Origin of the sequence: Sulfurimicrobium lacus (assembly GCF_011764585.1) — a bacterium.
GTDB lineage: Bacteria > Pseudomonadota > Gammaproteobacteria > Burkholderiales > Sulfuricellaceae > Sulfurimicrobium > Sulfurimicrobium lacus.
The window spans coordinates 649,713-670,185 of the sequence record NZ_AP022853.1 but is presented as its reverse complement, the minus strand read 5'-3'; the positions used below and the strand labels follow the sequence as shown (position 1 = coordinate 670,185).

Annotated in this window: 20 protein-coding genes; 4 read left to right on the top strand and 16 right to left on the bottom strand. The window is 64.8% G+C overall.

All coding sequences use genetic code 11. The features are described from left to right. Window positions 1–48 precede the first annotated feature (48 nt). The 8 genes from SKTS_RS03380 to SKTS_RS03345 all read right to left on the bottom strand — a co-directional run bounded on the left by SKTS_RS03380 (window position 49) and on the right by SKTS_RS03345 (window position 8,203). Complete coding sequence (locus SKTS_RS03380) at window positions 49–648, bottom strand: TetR/AcrR family transcriptional regulator (protein ID WP_173060336.1); 600 nt, start codon at window positions 646–648, stop codon at window positions 49–51. 84 nt (window positions 649–732) lie between these two features. Further along, window positions 733–1,461: an RDD family protein gene (locus SKTS_RS03375; protein WP_173060333.1), complete on the bottom strand. Its 729-nt coding sequence runs from the start codon at window positions 1,459–1,461 to the stop codon at window positions 733–735. Beyond that, entirely contained in the window at window positions 1,454–2,233 is a 780-nt protein-coding gene (locus SKTS_RS03370; protein ID WP_173060330.1) for a BPSS1780 family membrane protein, read from the bottom strand. The genes SKTS_RS03375 and SKTS_RS03370 overlap by 8 nt, the downstream gene beginning before the upstream one ends. A gap of 32 nt (window positions 2,234–2,265) precedes the next feature. Further along, complete coding sequence (locus SKTS_RS03365) at window positions 2,266–3,573, bottom strand: DUF58 domain-containing protein (RefSeq protein ID WP_173060326.1); 1,308 nt, start codon at window positions 3,571–3,573, stop codon at window positions 2,266–2,268. Then, window positions 3,573–4,550 (bottom strand): AAA family ATPase, encoded by a 978-nt coding sequence (locus SKTS_RS03360; protein ID WP_173060324.1) that lies wholly within the window; start codon window positions 4,548–4,550, stop codon window positions 3,573–3,575. Before SKTS_RS03360 ends, SKTS_RS03365 begins: the two co-directional genes overlap by 1 nt. 8 nt (window positions 4,551–4,558) lie before the next feature. Continuing rightward, entirely contained in the window at window positions 4,559–5,728 is a 1,170-nt protein-coding gene (locus SKTS_RS03355) for a DUF4350 domain-containing protein (RefSeq protein WP_173060321.1), read from the bottom strand. Further along, on the bottom strand, window positions 5,725–7,236 hold the full coding sequence (locus SKTS_RS03350) for a hypothetical protein (RefSeq protein ID WP_173060318.1): 1,512 nt from the start codon (window positions 7,234–7,236) through the stop codon (window positions 5,725–5,727). The genes SKTS_RS03355 and SKTS_RS03350 overlap by 4 nt, the downstream gene beginning before the upstream one ends. After that, window positions 7,226–8,203: a stage II sporulation protein M gene (locus tag SKTS_RS03345; RefSeq protein ID WP_173060315.1), complete on the bottom strand. Its 978-nt coding sequence runs from the start codon at window positions 8,201–8,203 to the stop codon at window positions 7,226–7,228. Before SKTS_RS03345 ends, SKTS_RS03350 begins: the two co-directional genes overlap by 11 nt. Before the next feature lie 270 nt (window positions 8,204–8,473). Here SKTS_RS03345 and SKTS_RS03340 point away from each other — a divergent pair, with 270 nt between their 5' ends. Then, window positions 8,474–9,205, top strand: coding sequence for a Crp/Fnr family transcriptional regulator (locus tag SKTS_RS03340; RefSeq protein ID WP_173060312.1), 732 nt, complete (start codon window positions 8,474–8,476; stop codon window positions 9,203–9,205). Between the two features lie 83 nt (window positions 9,206–9,288). Here SKTS_RS03340 and SKTS_RS03335 read toward each other — a convergent pair whose 3' ends face one another. From SKTS_RS03335 to SKTS_RS03300, 8 genes are all read right to left on the bottom strand, one after another. Then, window positions 9,289–11,868 carry a PhnD/SsuA/transferrin family substrate-binding protein gene (locus SKTS_RS03335; RefSeq protein WP_173060309.1) on the bottom strand — a complete coding sequence of 860 codons (2,580 nt, stop codon included), beginning with the start codon at window positions 11,866–11,868 and terminating at the stop codon, window positions 9,289–9,291. Window positions 11,869–12,134: 266 nt separating this feature from the next. Continuing rightward, window positions 12,135–13,325 (bottom strand): radical SAM family heme chaperone HemW, encoded by a 1,191-nt coding sequence (gene hemW / locus SKTS_RS03330; protein ID WP_173060306.1) that lies wholly within the window; start codon window positions 13,323–13,325, stop codon window positions 12,135–12,137. Continuing rightward, a complete protein-coding gene (locus SKTS_RS03325; RefSeq protein ID WP_173060303.1) occupies window positions 13,322–14,659 on the bottom strand; it encodes a nicotinate phosphoribosyltransferase in 1,338 nt (445 codons plus the stop codon). The genes hemW and SKTS_RS03325 overlap by 4 nt, the downstream gene beginning before the upstream one ends. A 1-nt stretch (window position 14,660) precedes the next feature. After that, on the bottom strand, window positions 14,661–15,242 hold the full coding sequence (locus tag SKTS_RS03320) for a nicotinamidase (RefSeq protein WP_173060300.1): 582 nt from the start codon (window positions 15,240–15,242) through the stop codon (window positions 14,661–14,663). Beyond that, a complete protein-coding gene (rdgB, locus tag SKTS_RS03315) occupies window positions 15,239–15,829 on the bottom strand; it encodes an RdgB/HAM1 family non-canonical purine NTP pyrophosphatase (RefSeq protein WP_173060297.1) in 591 nt (196 codons plus the stop codon). Before rdgB ends, SKTS_RS03320 begins: the two co-directional genes overlap by 4 nt. 2 nt (window positions 15,830–15,831) lie before the next feature. Then, window positions 15,832–16,548: a ribonuclease PH gene (gene rph / locus SKTS_RS03310; protein ID WP_173060294.1), complete on the bottom strand. Its 717-nt coding sequence runs from the start codon at window positions 16,546–16,548 to the stop codon at window positions 15,832–15,834. Window positions 16,549–16,562: 14 nt separating this feature from the next. Further along, on the bottom strand, window positions 16,563–17,483 hold the full coding sequence (locus SKTS_RS03305) for a PP2C family protein-serine/threonine phosphatase (RefSeq protein WP_173060291.1): 921 nt from the start codon (window positions 17,481–17,483) through the stop codon (window positions 16,563–16,565). A gap of 6 nt (window positions 17,484–17,489) precedes the next feature. Further along, the gene (locus SKTS_RS03300) at window positions 17,490–18,437 is read right to left on the bottom strand and encodes a serine/threonine protein kinase (protein ID WP_173060288.1); all 948 of its coding nucleotides are present in this window, start codon (window positions 18,435–18,437) and stop codon (window positions 17,490–17,492) included. Window positions 18,438–18,524: 87 nt separating this feature from the next. On the opposite strand from SKTS_RS03300, the gene SKTS_RS03295 reads away from it, so the two are divergent. From SKTS_RS03295 to SKTS_RS03285, 3 genes are all read left to right on the top strand, one after another. After that, complete coding sequence (locus SKTS_RS03295; RefSeq protein WP_173060285.1) at window positions 18,525–19,391, top strand: YicC/YloC family endoribonuclease; 867 nt, start codon at window positions 18,525–18,527, stop codon at window positions 19,389–19,391. Window positions 19,392–19,571: 180 nt separating this feature from the next. Further along, window positions 19,572–19,838: a type II toxin-antitoxin system TacA family antitoxin gene (locus tag SKTS_RS03290; protein ID WP_173060282.1), complete on the top strand. Its 267-nt coding sequence runs from the start codon at window positions 19,572–19,574 to the stop codon at window positions 19,836–19,838. A gap of 3 nt (window positions 19,839–19,841) precedes the next feature. Beyond that, complete coding sequence (locus tag SKTS_RS03285; RefSeq protein WP_173060279.1) at window positions 19,842–20,336, top strand: GNAT family N-acetyltransferase; 495 nt, start codon at window positions 19,842–19,844, stop codon at window positions 20,334–20,336. Window positions 20,337–20,473 lie beyond the last annotated feature (137 nt).

Genomic DNA, 20,473 nt, shown 5'->3' with positions numbered 1-20,473 from the left:
TCCTTGAGTAAATACCGACTGGTCGGTATGGTTTGCAGGAAAAAATTTTCAGGTGGCGCGCAGGCTGCGGATATAAGCTTGCAGTTGCCGGCTGCACACAAATAACGCTTCATGGGATTGCAGGTTTTTGGCCGTGCCGATACAACCTTCCCAGGCGGAAAAAATGAATAGCGCGGTATCCGCGCAGTTTACGTCGGCGCGCAAATCTCCTTGCGCCTGAGCGCGCCGCAAGGCCGTTTCCATCGCCTCGCGCCAGGCATTCATCACAGCGCACAGGTGACCGCGAAACTCGGCGTCGATGGGGCTCATTTCCTGCATCAAGTTGTTGAGCGGGCAGCCCAGCAGCACCAGTTCATCGGCGCGTTCCGCCATGGTCTCCAGGAACCCCAGCAGGGTATCGAGCGGTTTCTCGCTTTCCCGCAGGGGAATGTAATAGCGCGACTCCAGCCGTGGCCGAATGACCTCGTCCACCACCGCCAGACCCAGCGCCTGCTTAGTGGGGAAATGATGGTACAGCGCGCCCTTGGTCAGGCCGGTGCTACCCAGGATGTTGGCGATACTCGCCGCCTGGAAGCCGCTGCGGTGGATTTCGCAGAATGCCGCTTCGAGGACTTTGTCGCGAGTGAGGTCGGGCTGTTTGGATTGCATGGACGAATTAGATACCGACCGGTATGGATGTGTCAAGAGAAAAATCGGGCGTCGAACGAGACTGGCGCACCCGAGCGCACAAACCTACTGCGACCTCTCCCGCAACGCCACTCCCATATGATACTCGGCAATCCGGTCCAGCCGTGCCCGGGCCGCTCCTCCCTCCAGCCCGGCAGTCAGCGGCAGCGCCAGCTGCGCCAGTTCTTCCGCGCGTTCTTCCGTCAGCAGCGGGGCGCGCTGGTGGAACTCCAGCAAGGCGCGTTGCTCTTCCTGCGTCAGGGGAAAAGGCGGTGCTTCGGGTATGCCGTGGCGCCGCGTCTCGACGGGCTTGGTCTTGCCGTTGGCACTTGCGGTGTAGGTCACCACCGTGCCGGCCAGGATGTCGCCCAGGCGCTTGCCGTCCGGATTGATCCACATCGCCGCGAGGGCTGTCGCATAGCCGAGCGGCAGCGCATCGACGAAGCGCAGCAGGTTGCGCGCGGTGGCGGCACTCCAGTCGATCGGCGTGCCGTCGTCGCGCAGCACCCGCAGGCCGGACAGCCGCTTGCCCGGCGACTGGCCGTTCCAGTACACCTCGAACAGGATCGGGTACAGAATTCCGACGACGAAATAGGCGATGGCGGCCAGCCCGTAGCCGAACCCGCCGAGCCTGCTCAGCACCACGAGCGCGATGACCAGGATCATCCAGCGCGCGACGGCGTCGATCAGCCAGGCGCGCGCGCGCACCACCGGCCCCGCCAGGCGCAGGGTCAGTTCGCAGCCTTCCGGCGTCGCCACGCGCCGGAGGGTGTCGAGCGCGGACAGCTCAGCCAACGAAGATTTCCCGGTAGCCGACGTACTGCGCGGCGACCATCACCGGCCCCAGCACCAACCAGCCCAAACCCAACGGAATGGTGGCGACGAAGGCCAGCACCAGCGTGACAACGCCGTACAGCAGGAAGGGGAGCATGTTGCGCAGGCAACCCTTGAAGCTCAGCGTGAGCGCCTCAATCGCGCCAAGGTCGTGCCTGACGATCAGCGCCGGCGCGAACCAGATCGCCATCAGCAGGGGGACCAGGAGAGCCATCATGACCGCAACCCAGAGCAAGATCGTAAGCGGCGCGACCGCACCGGGGTTGCCGCCGGTCATCACGGACATCCCCATCGTTCCCATCATCGCGAACGCGCTCAGGAACATCACCACAAAGGCGCTCACGGCATAGATCAGGCCGGCAACGAACAGCTTGCCGAAATGCTCCTGAAAGCCGGCGAACAGGTGCCTGAATTCCAGCGGCTCGCCGCGCTCCAGGTCATGGCAGCCGAGCATCAGCCCGCCGACGAACACCGGCATGATCATGGACACCACGAAGTTGACCAGCGGGATCATCGACATGACGATGAAGATTATGCCCAGCACCAGGATGATGCCGGCCCACATCCCCGGCGCTTCGCGGTACAGCGCCCAGCCCTCGCCTATCCAGGCGAAGCCGCGGCCGGCGTCGAGCCGTTCCGGTTCGGACAGCAGCGCGCCCTCCTCCTCGGCAGCGTAGTCGGACACGCGCGCCGCAGGCGCGGAGAAGGGATTTGAGGATGATGTCGGTTCCATGGTGAGACTCCTTCTTTCAGGTTGAAAAACAATCAGAACACCCCACTGCGCTTCAGCTCCCAGTAGCGGTTGACCAGCGCCATCGGCAGCTGCGGCGGGGCCGCGTCGAGCACCCTGGCTCCCGCCGCCTGCAGCATCCTGATCTGGCGCTCGCGCGCCTTGAGATAATCGGTGGCGGAAGCGAAAGTCAGGGCCGTATCGAAATCGCCCACCGGCTCGGCCATGATACGGTCCAGCCCGGTTTCGCGCAGGTTGGCGACCAGCACCAGGTGGCGCCGCCGCAACTGCGCTAGCGCAGGGGCCAGGGTGGCATCGTCCTCGTCGCGCAGGTTGGTGAGCAGCACGATCAGCGACCTCCGGGTCAGGCGCCCCGCCAGGTGCTGGCCCGCTATCCGGTAATCCGGGGTACGCAGGCTGGGCTGCAGGTCGAACACGGTGTTGAGCAGGCGCTGCACGGTGTCCAGCGACTTGCGCGGGGCGAAGAAGCGCGGCGTATCGTGGGCGAAGGTTGAAAGCCCCACCGCGTCGCCCTGGCGCAGGGCCACGTAGGCCAGCAGCAGCATGGCGTTGAGGGTATGGTCGAAGTGCGACAGGGCATCGTCGCGCGCGCGCATGCGCTGGCCGCAGTCGAGCATGAACACGATCTGCTGGTCGCGCTCGTCCTGGTAGTCGCGCGCGATCAGCTTGCCCATGCGCGACGTCGCCTTCCAGTCGATCTGGCGCGGCGAGTCGTCGCTGCGATACTCGCGCAGCTGGTGAAAATCCAGCCCCTCGCCGCGCCGCCGCCGGCGCAGCAGGCCGATCTGCGACAGACGGTTGTCGACAGCAAACAGCGCGTATTGGGAGATTTTGGCGAAATCGGGGTAAACCTGCACCGCCTGCCCCTCGCCCACGGCATGGCGAGTGAGCCAGAAACCCAGCGGTGAAACCAGGCGCAGCTCTGCCGCGCCGAAGCGGTGGACGCCGCGCTGGTCCGGCAGCACCCGGTAGGACAGCTTGGTCCACTGCCCCGCTGCGACACGAAACGCCGCCGGCAAGCCTTCGGCCTCGAAGGAGTCGGGGTGGCGGTCCTGTATCCACCCCGCCGCCGGACGTGCGGCGCAGGCGAGCTTGAGCGTCACGTTCTGCTGCCGGCCCACCGGCCAGCTATGGCTCGTTTCGCGCTCGAAACTCAGCGGGTTGCCGCGTCGCCGGGCGAGAACGGCGTCCAGCAGCGCCGTCAGCGCCAATACAGCGCCTGCACCTAGCCACAGCGCCAGCAGCTGCGCCCAGATCACGGCCAGCAGGCCCAGCGCGAGCCAGGCCCAGGCGGCGATCAGCAGCGGGCGGTGCGGGATCATCAGGCGCGCAGCGCCACAACCTGGTCGAGCAGCAGGCGCAGCAGCGCATCGGCATCCTTGCCCTCGATTTCCGCGTCGGGTGTGGTAGAAATGCGGTGGCGCAGCGCCGGCAGGGCGACCGCCTTGACGTCGTCCGGCGTGGCGAAGGCTCGCCCGGCCAGCAAGGCGCGCCCCCGTGCGGCGCGCACCAGCGAGATGCTGCCGCGCGGCCCGGCGCCGAGCGCGATGCCGGGGAAATCGCGCGTGGCGGCGGCGATGGCGACCGCGTAGTTGAGCACCCGGTCGTCCACTTCGACGTGGGCGGTGGCGGTCTGCAGCGAAACGATGTGCTGCGGTCCGACCACGGTGGCCACCTGCTCCACCGCCAACTCGCCGCCGGTGCGGCGCTCGGTGACCTGGCGCGTCAGTGCCGCCTCCTCCTCGCGGCTCGGGTAGGCGATGCGAATCTTCAGCAGGAAGCGGTCGAGCTGGGCTTCCGGCAAGGGGTAGGTACCCTCCTGCTCCACCGGGTTCTGGGTGGCGAGCACCATGAACGGCTGCGGCAGGGGCAGCGCCTTGCCCTCCAGCGTGACCTGCGACTCCTGCATGACTTCCAGCAGCGCGGCCTGGGTCTTGGCCGGCGCGCGGTTGATTTCGTCCGCCAGCAGCAGATGGGTGAACACCGGCCCCTTGCGCGTGACGAAGCTGCTGCTGGCGGCGTCGAAGATGGTGTGGCCGGTGACATCCGACGGCATCAGGTCAGGGGTGAACTGGATGCGCGAGAACTGGCCCGAAAAAGTGCGCGCCAGCGCCTTCACCAGCAGGGTCTTGCCGAGCCCGGGCACGCCTTCGAGCAGCACGTGGGAAGCGGCCAGCAGGCCGATCAGCACCTCCTCCACCACGTCTTTCTGGCCCACCATGGCCTTGCCGAGTTCGGCGCGCAGGGCATTGAGCAGGGAAGAGGTTTTCGCGAGCTGTTCGTCGTTGAGAGCTGCCATGTTTTTTCCTAGAGTCGCTGTTGCAGTTGTTGTATGGCCCGCAGCGTGTCGGTGAAAGCGCGGGGAGAATCGCTGCCGCGCCCTTCCAGCGCCTGGTGCACGCGGGCGGTGGACATGCCGCTGAGGCGCGCCAGGGCGGCGGCGCGTTCGGCGGCGGGCAGTTGCAGCACATGGGGATGGCGCTTGGCGATAGTGCCCAGCAGCGACTGGCGCACCAGCTGCAGCCAGTGGGTCAGACCGCCTGCGCGCCACACGCCGCGTCCGACCGCGGCGAGATGATCGGCGAGGCCGCGCCGCTCGGGCGCGGGCAGGCGGCGCAGGCCGCCGAAGCGCGGCACGATGCGCCATAGCCACAGCAGTATCAGCAGCGCGCCGCTCACCAGGGGCATCCAGGCAGCCTCCGCCAGCCATTCCCACAGGCTCGGCACCTTGAGGCGCGCGGCCAGCCAAACCGGCCCCCTGGGCTGGTAGGCGGAAAGCAGCGACCAGACAACATCGGCATGGTCATACTGGCCGATGTTGCCGTTGATGAAGGGGCAAAAACAGTTGAACACTGTGATCTGTCCGGCGCCCCAGGCATAGTGCAGCACCTGCGCCTGGCCCGGCTCCCGCTCGGCCTGCCAGGAAGGTTTCCGCTTGCCGGCCACCAGCCCGGCGCCAACGCGATCCAGGGCAAGCGACTCGACACCGGGCAGGGGCAGCGGGACGGTTTTCGGACGCGGCGCCGGCTTCGCGGCCGGCGTGTGCGGGAGCGGTTCGTCCTCTTCTGCGGCCTTGTGCGGCGGCTCGTACCACGAGACGTCGAGACGCCGCAGAACGGCATCTTCCGTCCCCGCGTTTTCCGCTGCCACGATCAGGTAGCCGCCCCCGGCCACCCAGCGCAACAGCGCTTCGGCCCGCTCCGGCGGCAAATTGCGGCGCCGCTCGCGGTCGAGGATCAGCACCCCGCCCGGCGGCAGCTTTTCCAGCTGGTGCGCATCCGACACCACGCGCACCGGCCGGCCCATGCGGACCAGGAAGCGCTGCAGCGCGAGGTAGTTGTTCTTGCGCGCTTCCGGCCCCATTCTTTCCCAGTGCGTGGTGGGCACGCGTGTGAATTCGCTGAGGAACCAGGCGCTCCCCAGCACCGTCACCGCCACGGCACCCAGCGCCCACCAGAACAAGGCGCGGCGCGTCATGCGCCGGCCCCGAAATGCGTCGCCCAGTCGTCGCACAGCGCGCCGATTTCTGCGGCCGCGGGCGGCTGGTGAGCGTAAGCCGTCAGTTTCCAGGCATCGAGCAGGCGCGAGAAATAAGCGTAAGCCCCGGTCGCCACCTTGCTGCGCGTGCGGGCCAGGCAGTCCGCTTCGGTATCGCCCGAGCGGAAGTCGATGTGGCGCCGGTGCAGGAGCGACGAGAGCGCGACGCGGTACAGCAGCGACAAGCTGCCTGCGACATCGCCGCCGGCCAGCAGGGCGCGTGCGGCGGCGCCTACGTCGGCCGGCAGGGATTCGGGGCGCACGTCGAGGCCGAACAGGGTTTCCGGCAGCGCGGCGGCACGCGGGCCGCCCAGCCAGTCGTTGCGGCGACGGTAAAGCAGCACGGCGAGGAATATGATCAACCCGGCGCCCACCACGTACACCGCGCCCTGCAGCAACCTGGCGAGCACCTTGCCGAACTCCCCCAGCATGCGCAGCCAGGCCGGCAGCGGACTCGGCTTGGGGTCGTCCGTGCTGCGCCGTTCCCACTTGGTGTCCGGCACCGAGCAGCCGAACACCGGGTCCTGCAGCACCTTGCGTAGCGTCTCGCGGGCGGGCGTCGCCTTGGCCGAGGGTGCAGGCGCCGCGGGAGCGCACTTCACCGCTTCGCCGGCCCACCCCGCCTGCGGCGCAGCCGTTGCCAGCAGCAGACCGAACAACCCCGCCACCAGCACGCGCAGCAGCGGCGCGGCGTGCTCCGCCGCCTTGCGCAGGCTCAGGCGGCGGAACGCCACCTCGATGTCCCAGCCCTCCAGCTCGCTGCGGCGCGCCAGATACAGACTGAACCCGGCGGCGACATAATACGGTTCCACCATGCTTTCCGCCGCCAGCCAGGCGAGGTTGGCGAAAACGATGGCCCAGCGCGACTGCTCGCCCTTGAAATAGGCACCCCACTCGAACAGGTCGGGCGCCTCGCTGGGCAGCAGAATTTCCACCAGCAGCAGGCCGGACAGTTCGAGGAACACGACGAAATGGACGCAGGCCAGTGTCAGCCACACCGCGTAACCGAGGCTGCGGCGCGACAGCAATTTGCGACGCGCACGCCCCTCGCGGCCGCGTTGTCCCTCCAGCTGCACGATGGGCAGCAGAAAGGAGCGGGCGGTGTTGATGCGCCCCCAGGTGAGCCCGGCGAACATGCCGGAGCGGCGAATCAGTCCCGGCAAGGCGCGCCATACTTCCTTCACCGTCGGCGCCGCGCCGAACGTGGCCTCGGCATACACCTTGAGCAGCACGCGGTCGAACAGCGGCTTGAGCCACCACACCAGCACGCCGAACCACACCGGCGACCACCACAGCAGCGGCGACAGGGCCAACGCGAACAAGCCCCAGGTAGCGAACCACGCGCGATAGACCGGGCCGCGCCACTGGCGCAGCATCACCAGCCCGAGATCGAGCGCCTCCCAGCCGGAACGGCGGCGCGCCTCGATGGCGAAATTCTCAAGCGCCACTGCGCTCCCTGCCGGCAAGCAGAAGGTAGGCGAGCAGAGCCAACCAGCCGGCCACGCCGAGGACATACTTGATCTCCACCGGGAAGCTGCGCAGGGGCGACCAGAACGCCTCGACGAAGGCGGCGCTGAAAGTCAGCAAGGCCGCGCCGACGATCAGCTCGGTCGCGCCGCGACCCGACACCTGAAGCGCGTCGACGCGACGCAGGCGCCCCGGCGCCACCAGGGCCAGGCCGAGCTTCAGCCCGGCGGCGCCGGACAGCACCACCCCGAGCAGCTCCAGCGAGCTGTGGCCGGCGACGAAGCCCCAGAAGGTTTCGATGTAGCCGAGGTGGGTAAGATGGCCCGCCACGGCGCCGATGATCAGCCCGTTGTAGACCAGGTAGAAGATGCTCCCCAGCCCGAACAGCATGCCGCCGGCGAAGCACTGGAAATCGATGCGGACGTTATTGGCGATATAGAAACCGAGCGCGGCGACGTTGTCCTCGGCCTGGCGCGGACGGCCCAGGTGCCTGGCGTCCGGCGCGTACATGGCCTCGAAATTGCCGACCGAGTCGGGCGACATGAGGAAGAAAACGCCCTCCGGCTGGAACTGCAGCAGCGCCAGCACCGCGAGCAGCGGGACGAAAAACAGCAGTGCCGACGCCAGCACCAGCCGCCGCTCCGCGCGCACCCTTACCGGCAGGCCGTGCAGCAGGAAGCGCAGCCAGGCCGCCGCCCCGCCCCGGCGCGCGCCGTAGATGCGCTGCTGCGCCGCCAAGACGCGGGCATGGAGTTCATCGAGCAGGTAGCTCGAATAGCGACGGTCCCGCGCCAGGGAAAGGTCCTGGCACAGGGCGCGAAAACGTCGGGGTAATGTTTCGGGAGCAATAACAGGTGCCTCGCCCCTTTTTCTACGGCGGTCAGCCAGCCAACGGTCCCAAGCCTCCCATTCCTCGCGTTTTTCGTGAACGAATTGACGCTCTTTCATCGAAAAACAGGCTCCGGTTATTCCCGCTTTGAGCGCGGGTTATTATGACGCCATGGTAGCCGGGGGTAAAAGGTAATGCAAGCTGAAAGGGCGGCATGCCATCAGGGGATGGCCTGTCACGTTTTATATTGATTTAAATCAATAAATCATCATGTGTGGGCGACAGAATTCCGACAATCTCATATGATTGCTTACCGCTTCAAGTTTTATAACAGGATCGTCATTTGCAATCTTGTTTGCTGCGGACGAGTTATTCGACGGGAGACCTGCATGCTACTCATGAACACACATTGCACCGCCTGGCACGGCAACAAGGAATGCCGGGCCTGCGACGGAAAAGAGAACGCTTTTTTTGCCGGGCTGGCACATGAGGAAGTCGCTGCGCTGCACGTCGAGATCGACAACGTTTCATACTCCCATGGCGAAACCATCTACCATCTCGATGCGCCTGCCGAGACGCTGCTGGTGATTCGCACCGGCGCCGTCAAACTGGTGCGCCACCCCGACGGAGAAACCGAGCAGAGAATCGTGCGCGTCATCAAGCCCGGCGATGTCGTCGGCGTCGATGCCATGCTGGCCGGCACGGTACAGCACGACGTGGTTGCCGTCGGCGAAGTGCGCGGCTGCCGGATTCCGCTCTCGGTGGTGGCGAAGCTGTGCATGCAATACCCGAGCTTTCAGTGGAACATGATGCGGCAACTGCAATCCTCGCTCAAGGAAACCGAGCAGTGGCTGGTCGACCTGACCGGCTCGGTGCCGGTGCGGGAGCGCATGGCGCGCCTGCTGCTGAGACTGCGCGACGGCGACAGCAACCGGATCTATCACTTCAGCCTCAAGGACCTGCGCGCGATGCTCTGCATCACGGTGGAAACGGTCAGCCGCGTCATCACCGAGTTTGCCAGCCTCGGGTTGCTGGTCAGGACGGGCAAGCACAACGAGCAGTTCTTCACCGCGGACATCGCCGCGCTGGAGCGCGTCGCCGCTGGCGGGACATCCTGCTAGCCTTGCGATATGCATTTGCGGTGCCCTTCATCAGGGCCTCCGTTCTCAAAACGATATTGAGACTTTGCGGAATCTCAGCGCCGCTAGAGCAGCCCCTGCAGATACTCACGGTCGGCGCCGTGCGGGTCCAGTTCGCGCACTTCGACCTCCACCTGCGTGCCCTCCAGCGGCGATAGCGTCTTCAGGTAGGCGCCATTGATTTCGAGACGTTGCGACGTGAGCAACAGGAAATCGTCGCCCATGACCCGGAATACGAGGGCATCGGGATACCGCCCCATGAGCGCGGCCGCGAAACCGGCCAGCGCCTGGCTGCCGGCAGACCAGCCGCTGGTCATGTTCACCGCGGAAAAGTGCCGCAGCAGGACGACGTAGCCATGGCTGAGATGGGCGGGCAGACCGTTGCGCAGCATGAACTGGAGGTAGCTCGCGTTGTGGGCGCCGGTCAGCTGATCGTCGAAGAAATAGGCGAAGCGCTGGCGCTCGAGCGGCGTCTTCGGCAGCTGATCGGCGACCGGCGGCGGCTGGACGTCCCGCAGCGCCTCGCAGGCAGCGTCCACCACTTCCAGCGAATAGTGCTCGCCCACCAGTTTCCGCAGCTCTTCCAGCGCAACCGGCACCTCCTTGCGCGGCTTGTAAATCCGGTTGGTCGTCATGGCGTCGAACGCATCGGCCACGGCCATGATCTGCGACAACCTGGGAATCTGGCCGCTCACCAGACCGCGCGGGTAGCCGGAACCGTTCTCGCGCTCATGGTGGGAACGCATGATCTCGGCCAGTTCCTTGTACATGTCGATGCGGACAAGCGTCCTGTAGCCCTCCTCGGCATGCTGCTTGATGAGTTCGTATTCCAGCGGACTCAGCTTTCCCGGCTTGAGCAACACGGCATCGGGGATGGCGATCTTGCCGATGTCGTGGAGGATGGCGGCACGCTTGAGTTTCTCGATCTCCTCGGGGCTGTGGCCCAGGCGGGCGGCAATCAGTTCGCAGTAATGTGCGACACGGCGGGTATGACCGGCGGTGTAAGTGTCCCGTTTTTCGATCATGTCGACCAGGGAAAGGATGGTCTCCTCATAATTGCTGATGCGTTCCTGCTGAAGCCTGCGGGTCTCAGCCCGCTGGTTGAAAGCGTGGACGGCGAAGCCGATATCGCCGGCCAGCTGTTCCAGCATCTCCACTTCTTCCTGGTCGAAGCCCGCCACCCGCCCGGTCATCACGCACAGTGTGCCGAGCGGCTCGGCGTAGGCGTCGCCGCGCAAAGGCATGGCGACAGCCGCCCGCACACCGGCCTTGTCCAGATCGGCCGCAATCGTGGCGGGATCGATCTCGATCACGGTGCGATTGGCGCTCAGTGCTCCGCGCGTCGGCCCCTTGTCACGGCAAGCCAGGATGCTGCGCATGATCTCGGCAGGGCCGTAGGATTTGGCCGCCACCTCCAGTTGCCCATTGCGCAACAGCCCCACCCAGGCAACGCGGTAATCGGTGTGCGATATCAGCCGATCGCAACAGGCCTTGAGCATTTCCTCCATGGACGTGGAGGTGATGAGAATCTGGTTCACGTCCGCCACCATCTCCACCACGCCGCGCAGGAAATGCTCGCGTTCCAGGAGTCTTTCCACCTCCTCCGTGCGCAACCGCACCCTGTCTTCCAGCGTGGCGTTCAAGTCCTTGAGCTGGGTCTGGTTCGCGCGCAGGCGGCGGTTCATCTGGCCCACATAGGCCATGATCAGGAAGGCCACCAAAACAAGCAGCAGGGCCAGCACCAGCCAGTAGCCGTATTGCGCGAAGACCTCGCCCGGGGTCAGACGGCGCAGGCGCTCATAGGGGCCGATGCGCAGCTCCTTCAGCGCGTCGTGCACCGGCTGGTAGTTGAGCGGCAGGGTCCAGCCGGTAATCATGCCGGTTCGCGCGGCAGGGTCTGTCTCAGGCATCTGCATCAGCGCGATCGCCACCCGCACGGCAAGCTGCTCGGGCACCTGACGCGTCTTGGCCAGCGGCCACTCCGGGTAAAGCGGCGTGCTGAGCAGGAAGGGAAAGCCTTCCACCTGCTGGCGGTTGAGAACGAAAAAGTCGCCGAGATTGATCTTGCCCTCGGCCGCCATGCGCTCCAGGGTATCGCTGCGCACCGTACCCCCATCCACCCGGCCGTCCCGGACGGCGTACACCACGGCATCGTGAGTGTGCTCGAAGGTCAGCCGCTTGAAATCCCGCTCGGGATCGAGGCCCTGGCGCTTCAGCTCGCGCCAGCCGACATGCCAGCCGCCGAATGAACTCGGGTCCACCGCCGCGAAATTCTTTTTCCTGAGATCGGAAAGCGCCCGAATGTCGTTGCGGTCCGCACGGGTGAAGATGACGCCGCCGAAAGCGCTGTAGCCCGCATCGCCGTTAAAACGGTTTTTCAGGGTGGCGACCGCGCTCACGCCGTAAAGCGATTCCAGCTCGACGTAATAGGAGGAATTGGTGAGCACGAAATCGATACTGCCCTGCCGGACCGCGAGGCGCACTTCGTCGAAGTCGAGCGGCACGATGCGGAAGGTGTTGCCGGGTAACGCGTGCTCAAGATAGCGGGCGGTCGGAGACCACATCTCCTTGGCCTTTTCGGGGCCGCGCAGGGCCAGCACGCCGATGCTCACATCCGCGGCCAGGGCGGGCGAAACCAAGGACATGAGCAGGAGAGCCCACGCAAGGAACTTCCCGCAGAGAAAGGAAAAACAGTGACGGCTTTTATTCACGCGGCTCTCGATATGACATGCTGACCAATAGAGGCCAGAATCGCTCTGAAACCGCAGCCGGACATGACCCTCTATATAGTTCATTTATCGCATGGAGCATTGCATGCGTCAAGCCGATGTCAAGATGAGGGCATAGCCGCGCCGGCGAGCTGTCTCCGCAGTTCAGAAGCAGCACACAATTTCAGCGCCGCTCCGCCTGACTATCCCTCCGGCAGGAACCCCTGCAACAATTCGTTCAAGAATCGCCGTCCCAGTTCGGTCGGCGTGACTCTAAGCGGACCCCGCTCCACCAGCCCGCGTTGTTCCGCCTCGTCCAGCGCGCCCAGCACACTCGCCAGCGGCAAGCCGGTCCGTTCCTCGAACAGTGCCAACGGGAACCCTTCCGTGAGCCGCAGCGCGTTCATCATGAACTCGAATCCCAGGTCACCTGCCGCCACGTGGTGCGCTTCCTGCACCGGCGCGCCTTGCAGGGCGTTTTCCAGGTAGGCCTTGGGCTGCTTGTAGCGCATCTGGCGCAGTACGCCGTCGTGCAGGCTGAGCTTGCCGTGCGCGCCGGCGCCGATGCCGAGGTAGTCGCCGAACAGCCAGTAGTTGAGGTTGTGCCGGCAGCGCCGTCCCTTCTGCGCGAAACCGGAAGTTTCGTAATGCTCGTAGCCCGCGCCGGCCAGCTCGGCCTCCACCGCCTCCTGCATCTCCGCCGCCGTGTCGTCGTCGGGCAGGCTGGGCGGGGCGAGGTAGAACTGGGTGTTGGGTTCGAGGGTGAGGTGGTAGGCGGAGAGGTGCTGCGGGCCGAAGGCGATGGCGGTTTTCAGGTCGGCCAGCATTTCGTCCATGCGCTGTTCGGGCAGGGCGTACATGAGGTCGAGGTTGATGTTGTCGAAATGGCGCTGCGCCAGTTCCACCGCGCGGCGCGCCTCGTCACCGTCGTGGATGCGGCCCAGCAGCTGGAGGTGCTTGGCGTTGAAGCTCTGGATTCCGAGCGACAGGCGGTTTACACCGGCGCTGCGGAAATCGGCGAACTTCTGCGCTTCCGCCGTGCCGGGATTGGCTTCCAGCGTGATCTCGGCGAGCGGTTCCAGCGGCAGCAAAGTCCGCACGGCGGTGAGGATTTCGTCCACGGCGCGGGCGGAAAGCAGGCTGGGCGTGCCGCCGCCGAAGAACACGGAAACGACCTTGCGCCCCCACACCTGCGGCAGGGAGAATTCCAGGTCCTTTACCAGGGCCGCGACGTATTCCGCCTCCGGCACGCCGTTGCGCGCTTCGTGGGAATTGAAGTCGCAGTAGGGGCATTTGCGCACGCACCACGGGATGTGGATATACAGGCTCAGCGGCGGCGGGGCCGACAGGCCGGGTGCCGTGCCGGAAAGCGGCTGAAGCGGCGAAATTTTCAAACGCGCCGCTCGTCCACCGCGCGCGCCAGCTCATGCAGCGCCGGGGCGACTTGAACCGGGTAAGGAACGGCCGCAGTGAGCGCATGCAAACCTTCAGGCAGGCGGCCAATCTGCTGCGCGGCCAGGGAACGCGAGTCCTGCAGCGGGATCGCCGGATGCAGGCGCCTGCCGCCGCGCATGACCGGCTGCAGCAGGGGTTCGCCCGGCTGGGGATCGGATTCCACGGTCAGCACGTCGCCCGCCATGCAGCCGTTCGCGTCATAGTGGCGGTAAACCTGTTTCCGTCCCGGCCAGGTCGCCTTGCCCTCGGAACGCTTGCGCCGGGGATGGCCGGCATATTCCTGCAGCTTGTAGGCGCAATCCAGATAGGGCGCGTCGCTCGACGTAAGCAAGCGCGTACCCACGCCGTAGCCGCCGATGGGCGCTTGCTGCGTTGCCAGGCGTGCGATCTCGAATTCGTCTAGATTGCCGCTGGCGAAAATGCCCACGCCGTTCAGGCCGCCCGCATCCAGGATGGCGCGCACCTTGCGCGCGTGTTCGCCCAGATCGCCGCTGTCGAGGCGCACCGCCTTGATGCGGATGCCGTCCCGCGCCAGCCCGGGCGCCAGCGCCACCACCTTGTGCGCGGCCGCCTCGGTGTCGTAGGTGTCGATCAGCAGCACCACGTTGTCAGGCTGGGCACGGGCGAAGTTCTCGAAAGCCTGCGCTTCGTCCGTGTGGGCCTGGATGAAGGAATGGGCCATGGTGCCGTAACTGGGGATGCCGAACTCGCGCTCGGCCAGGACGTTGGACGAGCCGCCGAAACCGGCGAGATAGCAGGCGCGCGCCGCCAGCAGTCCGGCTTCGGCGCCATGGGCGCGGCGCAGGCCGAAATCCACCAGCAGTTTTCCCGGTCCCGCCAGCACCACGCGCGCGGCCTTGGAGGCGACCAGCGTCTGGAAATGCAGCAGGTTGATGAGGCGGGTTTCCACCAGTTGCGCCACGGGGATGGGCGCGACCACGCGCAGGATGGGTTCGTCGCTAAAGAACACCGTCCCTTCAGCCATGGCGTCGACGTCGCCGCTGAAGCGGAAATTCGCCACGTAGTCGAGCAGCTTGGGCGTGAAGCGCCCGCTCTGTTCCAGCCACGCTACTTCCTCGGCGCTGAAGGAAACCGTCTCGAGGAACTGCAGCGCCTGTTCCAGGCCGGCGGCGAGGAGAAAGTTGCGTCCGGCGGGCAGCTTGCGCACGAAGAATTCGTACACCGCCACCTCCTCCATTTCCTGCTCCAGGTAGCCCTGCAGCATGGTGAACTGGTACAGGTCGGTCAGCAGCCCGCTGTACGGAGGCAGCATGTCAGACGAGCGTCCCGCTCGCGACGAAGTGCGCGCCCAGAGTGGTCATTTCCGCGATGGCGCGTGCGCCGTCATCGGCGTTGACGGCACGAATGGCGTCGTTCAGCACGTACACCTGCAAGCCCTGCTTGAGCGCGTCGCGCACCGAGGCGAGGACGCAGTAATCGGTTGCCAGGCCGCCGACGAACACACGCTTCACGCCGTACATGGTGAGCTGGAAGGCCAGGTTGGTGCCGTCGAAACCGGAGTAGGCATCCCTGGCGGCGTCGCTGGCCTTGGAGACGATCATGGCGAACGCCGGCAGGCCGAGTCCGGGCGCGAACTCCGCGCCGGGCGTGCCCTGCACGCAATGCGGCGGCCATGGTCCGCCCTGGGCCTGGAACGAACAGTGGTCGGCCGGATGCCAGTCGCGCGTGGCGTAGATGGGTTGCCCGTGCTGGTGGAAAACATCGATCGAGCGGGCCAAGGGCGCGACGACCTCGTCGCCCCCCGCCACGCCCAGGCTGCCGCCCGGCAGAAAATCGTTCTGCACGTCGACGATGAGCAGCGCATCGCCGTCGCGCACGGGAATCTGTTCGCTCACAGGCTGGCCCTCAGCTTTTCCACCAGCACCGCCAGCGCCTTGCCGCGGTGGCTGATGCGGTTCTTCACGTCCATCGGGATTTCCGCGCCGGTCTGGCCGAATTCCGGGAGGAGGAAATAGGGGTCGTAGCCGAAGCCACCGTCACCGCGCGGCGTGTCGATGATCTCGCCGTACATCGCGCCTTCGGCGATGATCGGCTGCGGGTCTTCCGGCCAGCGCACCAGCACCATCACGCAGTAGTAGTGCGCCTTGCGGTTGGCGTGTCCCTGCAGCAGCTCGATCAGCTTTTCGTTGTTGCGCTGGTCGGACTTCGGCTCGCCGGCGAAACGTGCGGAATACACGCCCGGCGCACCGTTCAGCGCATCGACGCAGATCCCGGAATCGTCCGCCAGGGCCGGCAGGCCGGAGTGGGCCGAGGCATGGCGTGCCTTGGTGAGGCAGTTCTCGATGAAGGTGCAGTAAGGCTCTTCAGCCTCGGGAATATTGAACGCCGATTGCGGCAGGATTTCGAATTCGAGCGGCTCGAGTATGGCGTCGATTTCGCGCAGCTTGCCGGCGTTGTTCGAGGCGATGACGATTTTTTTCATGGCTATACTCCCAGCGCAGTTTTCTGTTGCGCCACCAGCTGGCCGATGCCGCTTTGCGCCAGGTCGAGCAGCGCTTCCATTTCGCCGCGGCTGAAGGGTACGCCTTCCGCTGTGCCCTGCACCTCGACGAAGCCGCCGCTGCCGGTCATCACCACGTTCATGTCGGTGTCGCAATCGGAATCCTCGGCATAATCCAGGTCCAGCACCGGCACGCCGCGATACACGCCGACCGAAATCGCGGCGACGAAATCGGTCAGCGGCGAAGCCGCGAGCAACTCTTTCTTCAGCAGCAGGGAAACCGCGTCGTGCAGCGCGACGAAGGCGCCGGTGATGCTGGCGGTGCGCGTACCGCCGTCGGCCTGGATCACGTCGCAGTCGATCTGGATGGTGCGCTCGCCGAGCTTTTTCAGGTCCACCACCGAACGCAGGGAGCGGCCGATCAGGCGCTGGATTTCCTGCGTGCGCCCGGACTGCTTGCCGCGCGCCGCCTCGCGGTCCATGCGGCTGCCGGTCGAGCGCGGCAGCATGCCGTATTCCGCCGTGACCCAGCCCTGCCCCTTGCCGCGCAGGAAGGGCGGCACTTTCTCGTCGATGCTGGCGGTGCAGATCACCTTGGTGTCGCCGCACTCGATCAGTACCGAGCCCTCGGCGTGCTTGGTGTAATTGCGGGTAATGCTAATCGCGCGCAACTGGTCCGCGCTTCTCTGGCTGGGTCGCATGTCAACTTCCTGTGTTATTTCGAGTATTTCTTGATGGCGAGCTGAATTTCGGCAATCGCCTTTTCGATATCGTCGTCGCTGACCGGCGCCTCGCCGGCTATCGGACGAGGTGCATGCAAGGCATCGAGCTGGGTGGTGAAGCTGTCCAGCGGCATGGCCTCGGTGGAAATGCCGCCCTCGCCCCTGGCACCGCGAGTTGGACTGCCCCAGGTCATGGCGATGGCGGAAAGATTGTCGCCATCCTGCCCGCCGCGCAATTCGGCGTGGTCCATGAGCTCCGGAATCGCCTGATCGAGAGGATAGGCGCCGAGGATGGAGCCGATTTCGTTGGCACTGAGCGTGCTCCACAAGCCATCCGAGCACAGCATCAGGATGTCGCCGGGTTCGATCGGGGTGCGCTTGGAGAGATCGACCTCGGGCAGCATCATGCCGCCCAGGCAGTTGTAAATCTTGTTGCGCTCGGGGTGCGTCGTCATCTGCGCCTCGGTGATGCGTCCCTGGTCGAACAGCTGCTGCACCCGGGAATGGTCCTGGGTGCGCGCCAGGAGGCGGCCCTGGCGGAAAAAATACAGGCGCGAATCGCCGACGTGCGCCCAGTAGGCCATGTCGCGCTGGATCACCGCCGCCACGCAGGTGGTGCGGGGGCTCTCCAGCAGTTCGTTCTCGGCCGAATACTCGCTGATGGCTTCGTGCGCAGCGTGCATCGCTTCATCGAGGAAAAACAGCGGGTCGCGCAGAATCGGATGCGCCTGCTTCTGGAACATTTCCGCCACCAGCTGCACCGTCATCTGGGCCGCGATTTCGCCATGGAAATGGCCGCCCATGCCGTCCGCCACCACCATCAGCAGCGCTTCCTTGCTATAGGAATAGGCGACCCGGTCCTGGTTGTATTTGCGTCCGCCCTGACGGCTCGACTGATAGATGGAGAATTTCATGACTCGTTAGAACAGCTCCTTGTTGAGCGTGGCGCGGATGCTGTTCATCAGTGTCTTCTTGCGCGGAACTTCGGGGGGCGCCTCCTTGACCAGCTCCTTCTGCAGTGCGAACACGCTTTGCGGCCGCTTCATGTAGTCGAGTTCGAGGCACTGGTCGATGAGCAGCAGCAGTTGCTCGGAATATTGCCCCGGCCAGAGCTTGGTGGCGGACGTCATCTTGTCGTCCTCCATGCGCGCGTCGGCGGCCTGGGGGGCGAAGCCGGCCATGCAGGAGAACATGGTGGCGCCCACGCTGTAGATGTCGGTCCAGGGGCCGAGGCGTTCGCGGTTCTTGTACTGCTCGGGCGCGGCGAAGCCAGGGGTGTACATGGGCGACAGCTTGTTCTTCTCGCTGCTCAGCGTCTGGCGCGCAGCGCCGAAGTCCAGCAGCACCGGTGAACCGTCCAGGCGCAGGTAAATATTGGCGGGCTTGATGTCGAGGTGGAGGATCTTGTGGGTATGCACCTCGCGCAGGCCGTTGAGCATCTGCACGAACACGCGGCGGATGAAGCTTTCCCTGACCGTGCCCTTGTTCTGCTGAATGTGGTCCTGCAGGGTCTTGCCGCGCTCGTACTGCATCACCATGTAAACGGTTTCGTTGGCGCGGAAGAAATTGGTCACGCGCACCACGTTGGGGTGCGCGATCTTGGCCAGCGCACGCCCTTCCTCGAAAAAACACTTCATGCCATAGCGGAAGGTATTGAGGTTGTCCACCGAAGTCGCCTGCACCATTTCCCCGTCGTTGCGCAGCGCCAGCCCGCTGGGGAGATACTCCTTGATCGCCACCGGCGTGCCGGTTTCGTCGTAGGCCAGGTAAACAATACTGAAACCGCCGCCGGAAAGCTGCTTGGCGATGCGGTAATTGAGTAGTTGCGTACCCTCGGGAAGTGCCTGATTGATTTGTTGGGAACTCATTATCTTTACTATGCTAATCTTTCGTCGCTAATTATTCGGCCCATTTTACAATTCTTTAGGCAAAGTTACGCATCTTTTGGAGCGACCATGATTTATAGCATGACCGGCTTCGCCGCCGTCAACCGGGAACTGCCCCAGGGCGCGCTGCACCTGGAGCTGCGCTCAGTCAACCACCGCTACCTGGAAGTAGCGTTCCGCATGGACGAAGTGTTCCGTCCTGCGGAATCCGCCATGCGCGAAGCCATCGCCAAACAGCTCAACCGCGGCAAGGTGGAATGCCGCCTCAACTTCACGCCCAGCGCGGGCAGCCACAAGCCGCTGGCGATCAACGACACGCTGGCGCAACAACTGGTCCAGCTCGGCCAGGTGGTGCAGGAACTCTCGCCGCAAAGCGCGCCGCTCAGCGTGGCGGACATCCTGCGCTGGCCGGGGATCATGGAAGCCGAGGGCGTTCCCCAGGAGGCATTGCAGGAGGCCGCCGTCGCCCTGCTGCACGAGGCGCTGGGCGAATTCGCCGCCAGCCGCGGCCGCGAAGGGGAAAAGCTCAAGGCCATGATCATCGAACGCGCCACGCAAATGGAAGCGCTGGTCGCCGAAGCCGCGCCGCACCTGCCCCGCCTGCGCGCCGCCTACCAGGAAAAACTGCTGACACGCTTCAGGGAAGCCGCCGCCAGCCTGGACGAAGACCGCATCCGCCAGGAACTGGCGCTGTTCGCCCAGAAAATCGACATCGACGAGGAAATCTCCCGCCTCCAGGCCCACCTGCAGGAAGTGAAGCGAATCCTGGATCAGGGCGGCACGGCAGGCAAGCGGCTGGATTTCATGATGCAGGAACTGAACCGCGAAGCGAACACCCTGGGCTCGAAATCCATCGCCACGGAAACCTCGCGCCTGTCGATGGAACTGAAGGTGCTGATCGAACAGATGCGGGAGCAGATACAAAATATCGAGTGATGTCCCGTTTCGTCGCAGAACACCGCACTAACCCTTGAAAGCCGCTACCCATGCGGCTTTTTTATTTCCTGAGCTTGCATGCCGCGAAAAAAATCGAACGTAGTGACTTGGCGGCTGCACCCAGTGTCTTGTATGTAAATATGACGTACAATAACGACATCAGTTTCAGGAGACTTTGCCATGCCTAGCACCCATGCCAGCGAATCAGCGCGGATCAATTTGCGCACCAGCGCCGAAGCGAAGGCGATGATCGAGCGTGCCGCCGCATTGATGGGAACGACGGTTTCCAGCTTCATGTTGCAAAACGCTTATGAGGCCGCGCGCCGCATTGTGTCTGAGGACAACACGCTGTTGATGACCCAGCGGGATTTTGAGGCATTCACCTCATCCCTCGAAAATCCACCCCAACCGGAACCCGCTCTGCGCAAGTTGATGGCGCGTCGCTGAGCGATGGTTGCCATCCAGCTGCTGACCGCACAGCATCGTCGCGAGGGATTTGATTGCGGCGATACTGCGCTGAATGAATTCTTGCTGCGCCATGCCGGGCAGCAGCAACGACGGGGCTTCGGCAAAACCTATGTGGCGGTTGCCGAAGATGGCGTGACGGTCACCGGGTTTGTGACGGTGAGCGCCGGTCAGGTGGCCACCTCAGCACTGCCCGCGCAGTTGAAGCTGCCGCGCCATCCCGCTCCCATGCTGAGAATTGGCCGATTGGCTGTGGATGTACGCCATCAGGGCAAGGGGATCGGCCAGGATTTGCTGGCTTTCGTCTTGCGCTTGGCCGTGGAATTTTCCCAGCGGGTGGGGCTGTATGCCGTGGTGGTGGACGCCAAGCACGACCAGGCAAAAACGTTTTACGTTCGGCTGGGATTTATTGCTTGCGCGGACAATCCGCTGTGCCTCTATTTGCCCATTGCTACGCTTGAGCAGTCCATCGCTCCGTAAAAACTCGCCATGAACGTTTCCCTAACCCATCCCCATCCTGGCCTTCCCCTTGAAGGGGAAGGGACGGCCGCTCTTCCACCCTCGGAAGTGGACGAAAGCGCATTGCGGGAGTTTCACGTTTGCCCTGCCGTTCACGG

What these genes read in the sequence shown, in the direction of transcription:
- SKTS_RS03295 (WP_173060285.1), top strand. Translation starts at nt 18,525, where the DNA reads ATGATTTATAGCATGACCGGCTTCGCCGCCGTCAACCGGGAACTGCCC.
- SKTS_RS03355 (WP_173060321.1), bottom strand. Translation starts at nt 5,728, where the DNA reads ATGACGCGCCGCGCCTTGTTCTGGTGGGCGCTGGGTGCCGTGGCGGTG.
- SKTS_RS03365 (WP_173060326.1), bottom strand. Translation starts at nt 3,573, where the DNA reads ATGATCCCGCACCGCCCGCTGCTGATCGCCGCCTGGGCCTGGCTCGCG.
- SKTS_RS03370 (WP_173060330.1), bottom strand. Translation starts at nt 2,233, where the DNA reads ATGGAACCGACATCATCCTCAAATCCCTTCTCCGCGCCTGCGGCGCGC.
- SKTS_RS03325 (WP_173060303.1), bottom strand. Translation starts at nt 14,659, where the DNA reads ATGCTGCCTCCGTACAGCGGGCTGCTGACCGACCTGTACCAGTTCACC.
- rph (WP_173060294.1), bottom strand. Translation starts at nt 16,548, where the DNA reads ATGCGACCCAGCCAGAGAAGCGCGGACCAGTTGCGCGCGATTAGCATT.
- SKTS_RS03285 (WP_173060279.1), top strand. Translation starts at nt 19,842, where the DNA reads ATGGTTGCCATCCAGCTGCTGACCGCACAGCATCGTCGCGAGGGATTT.
- SKTS_RS03290 (WP_173060282.1), top strand. Translation starts at nt 19,572, where the DNA reads ATGCCTAGCACCCATGCCAGCGAATCAGCGCGGATCAATTTGCGCACC.
- SKTS_RS03345 (WP_173060315.1), bottom strand. Translation starts at nt 8,203, where the DNA reads ATGAAAGAGCGTCAATTCGTTCACGAAAAACGCGAGGAATGGGAGGCT.
- SKTS_RS03380 (WP_173060336.1), bottom strand. Translation starts at nt 648, where the DNA reads ATGCAATCCAAACAGCCCGACCTCACTCGCGACAAAGTCCTCGAAGCG.
- SKTS_RS03360 (WP_173060324.1), bottom strand. Translation starts at nt 4,550, where the DNA reads ATGGCAGCTCTCAACGACGAACAGCTCGCGAAAACCTCTTCCCTGCTC.
- SKTS_RS03305 (WP_173060291.1), bottom strand. Translation starts at nt 17,483, where the DNA reads ATGAAATTCTCCATCTATCAGTCGAGCCGTCAGGGCGGACGCAAATAC.
- SKTS_RS03335 (WP_173060309.1), bottom strand. Translation starts at nt 11,868, where the DNA reads ATGTCCTTGGTTTCGCCCGCCCTGGCCGCGGATGTGAGCATCGGCGTG.
- SKTS_RS03340 (WP_173060312.1), top strand. Translation starts at nt 8,474, where the DNA reads ATGCTACTCATGAACACACATTGCACCGCCTGGCACGGCAACAAGGAA.
- rdgB (WP_173060297.1), bottom strand. Translation starts at nt 15,829, where the DNA reads ATGAAAAAAATCGTCATCGCCTCGAACAACGCCGGCAAGCTGCGCGAA.
- SKTS_RS03300 (WP_173060288.1), bottom strand. Translation starts at nt 18,437, where the DNA reads ATGAGTTCCCAACAAATCAATCAGGCACTTCCCGAGGGTACGCAACTA.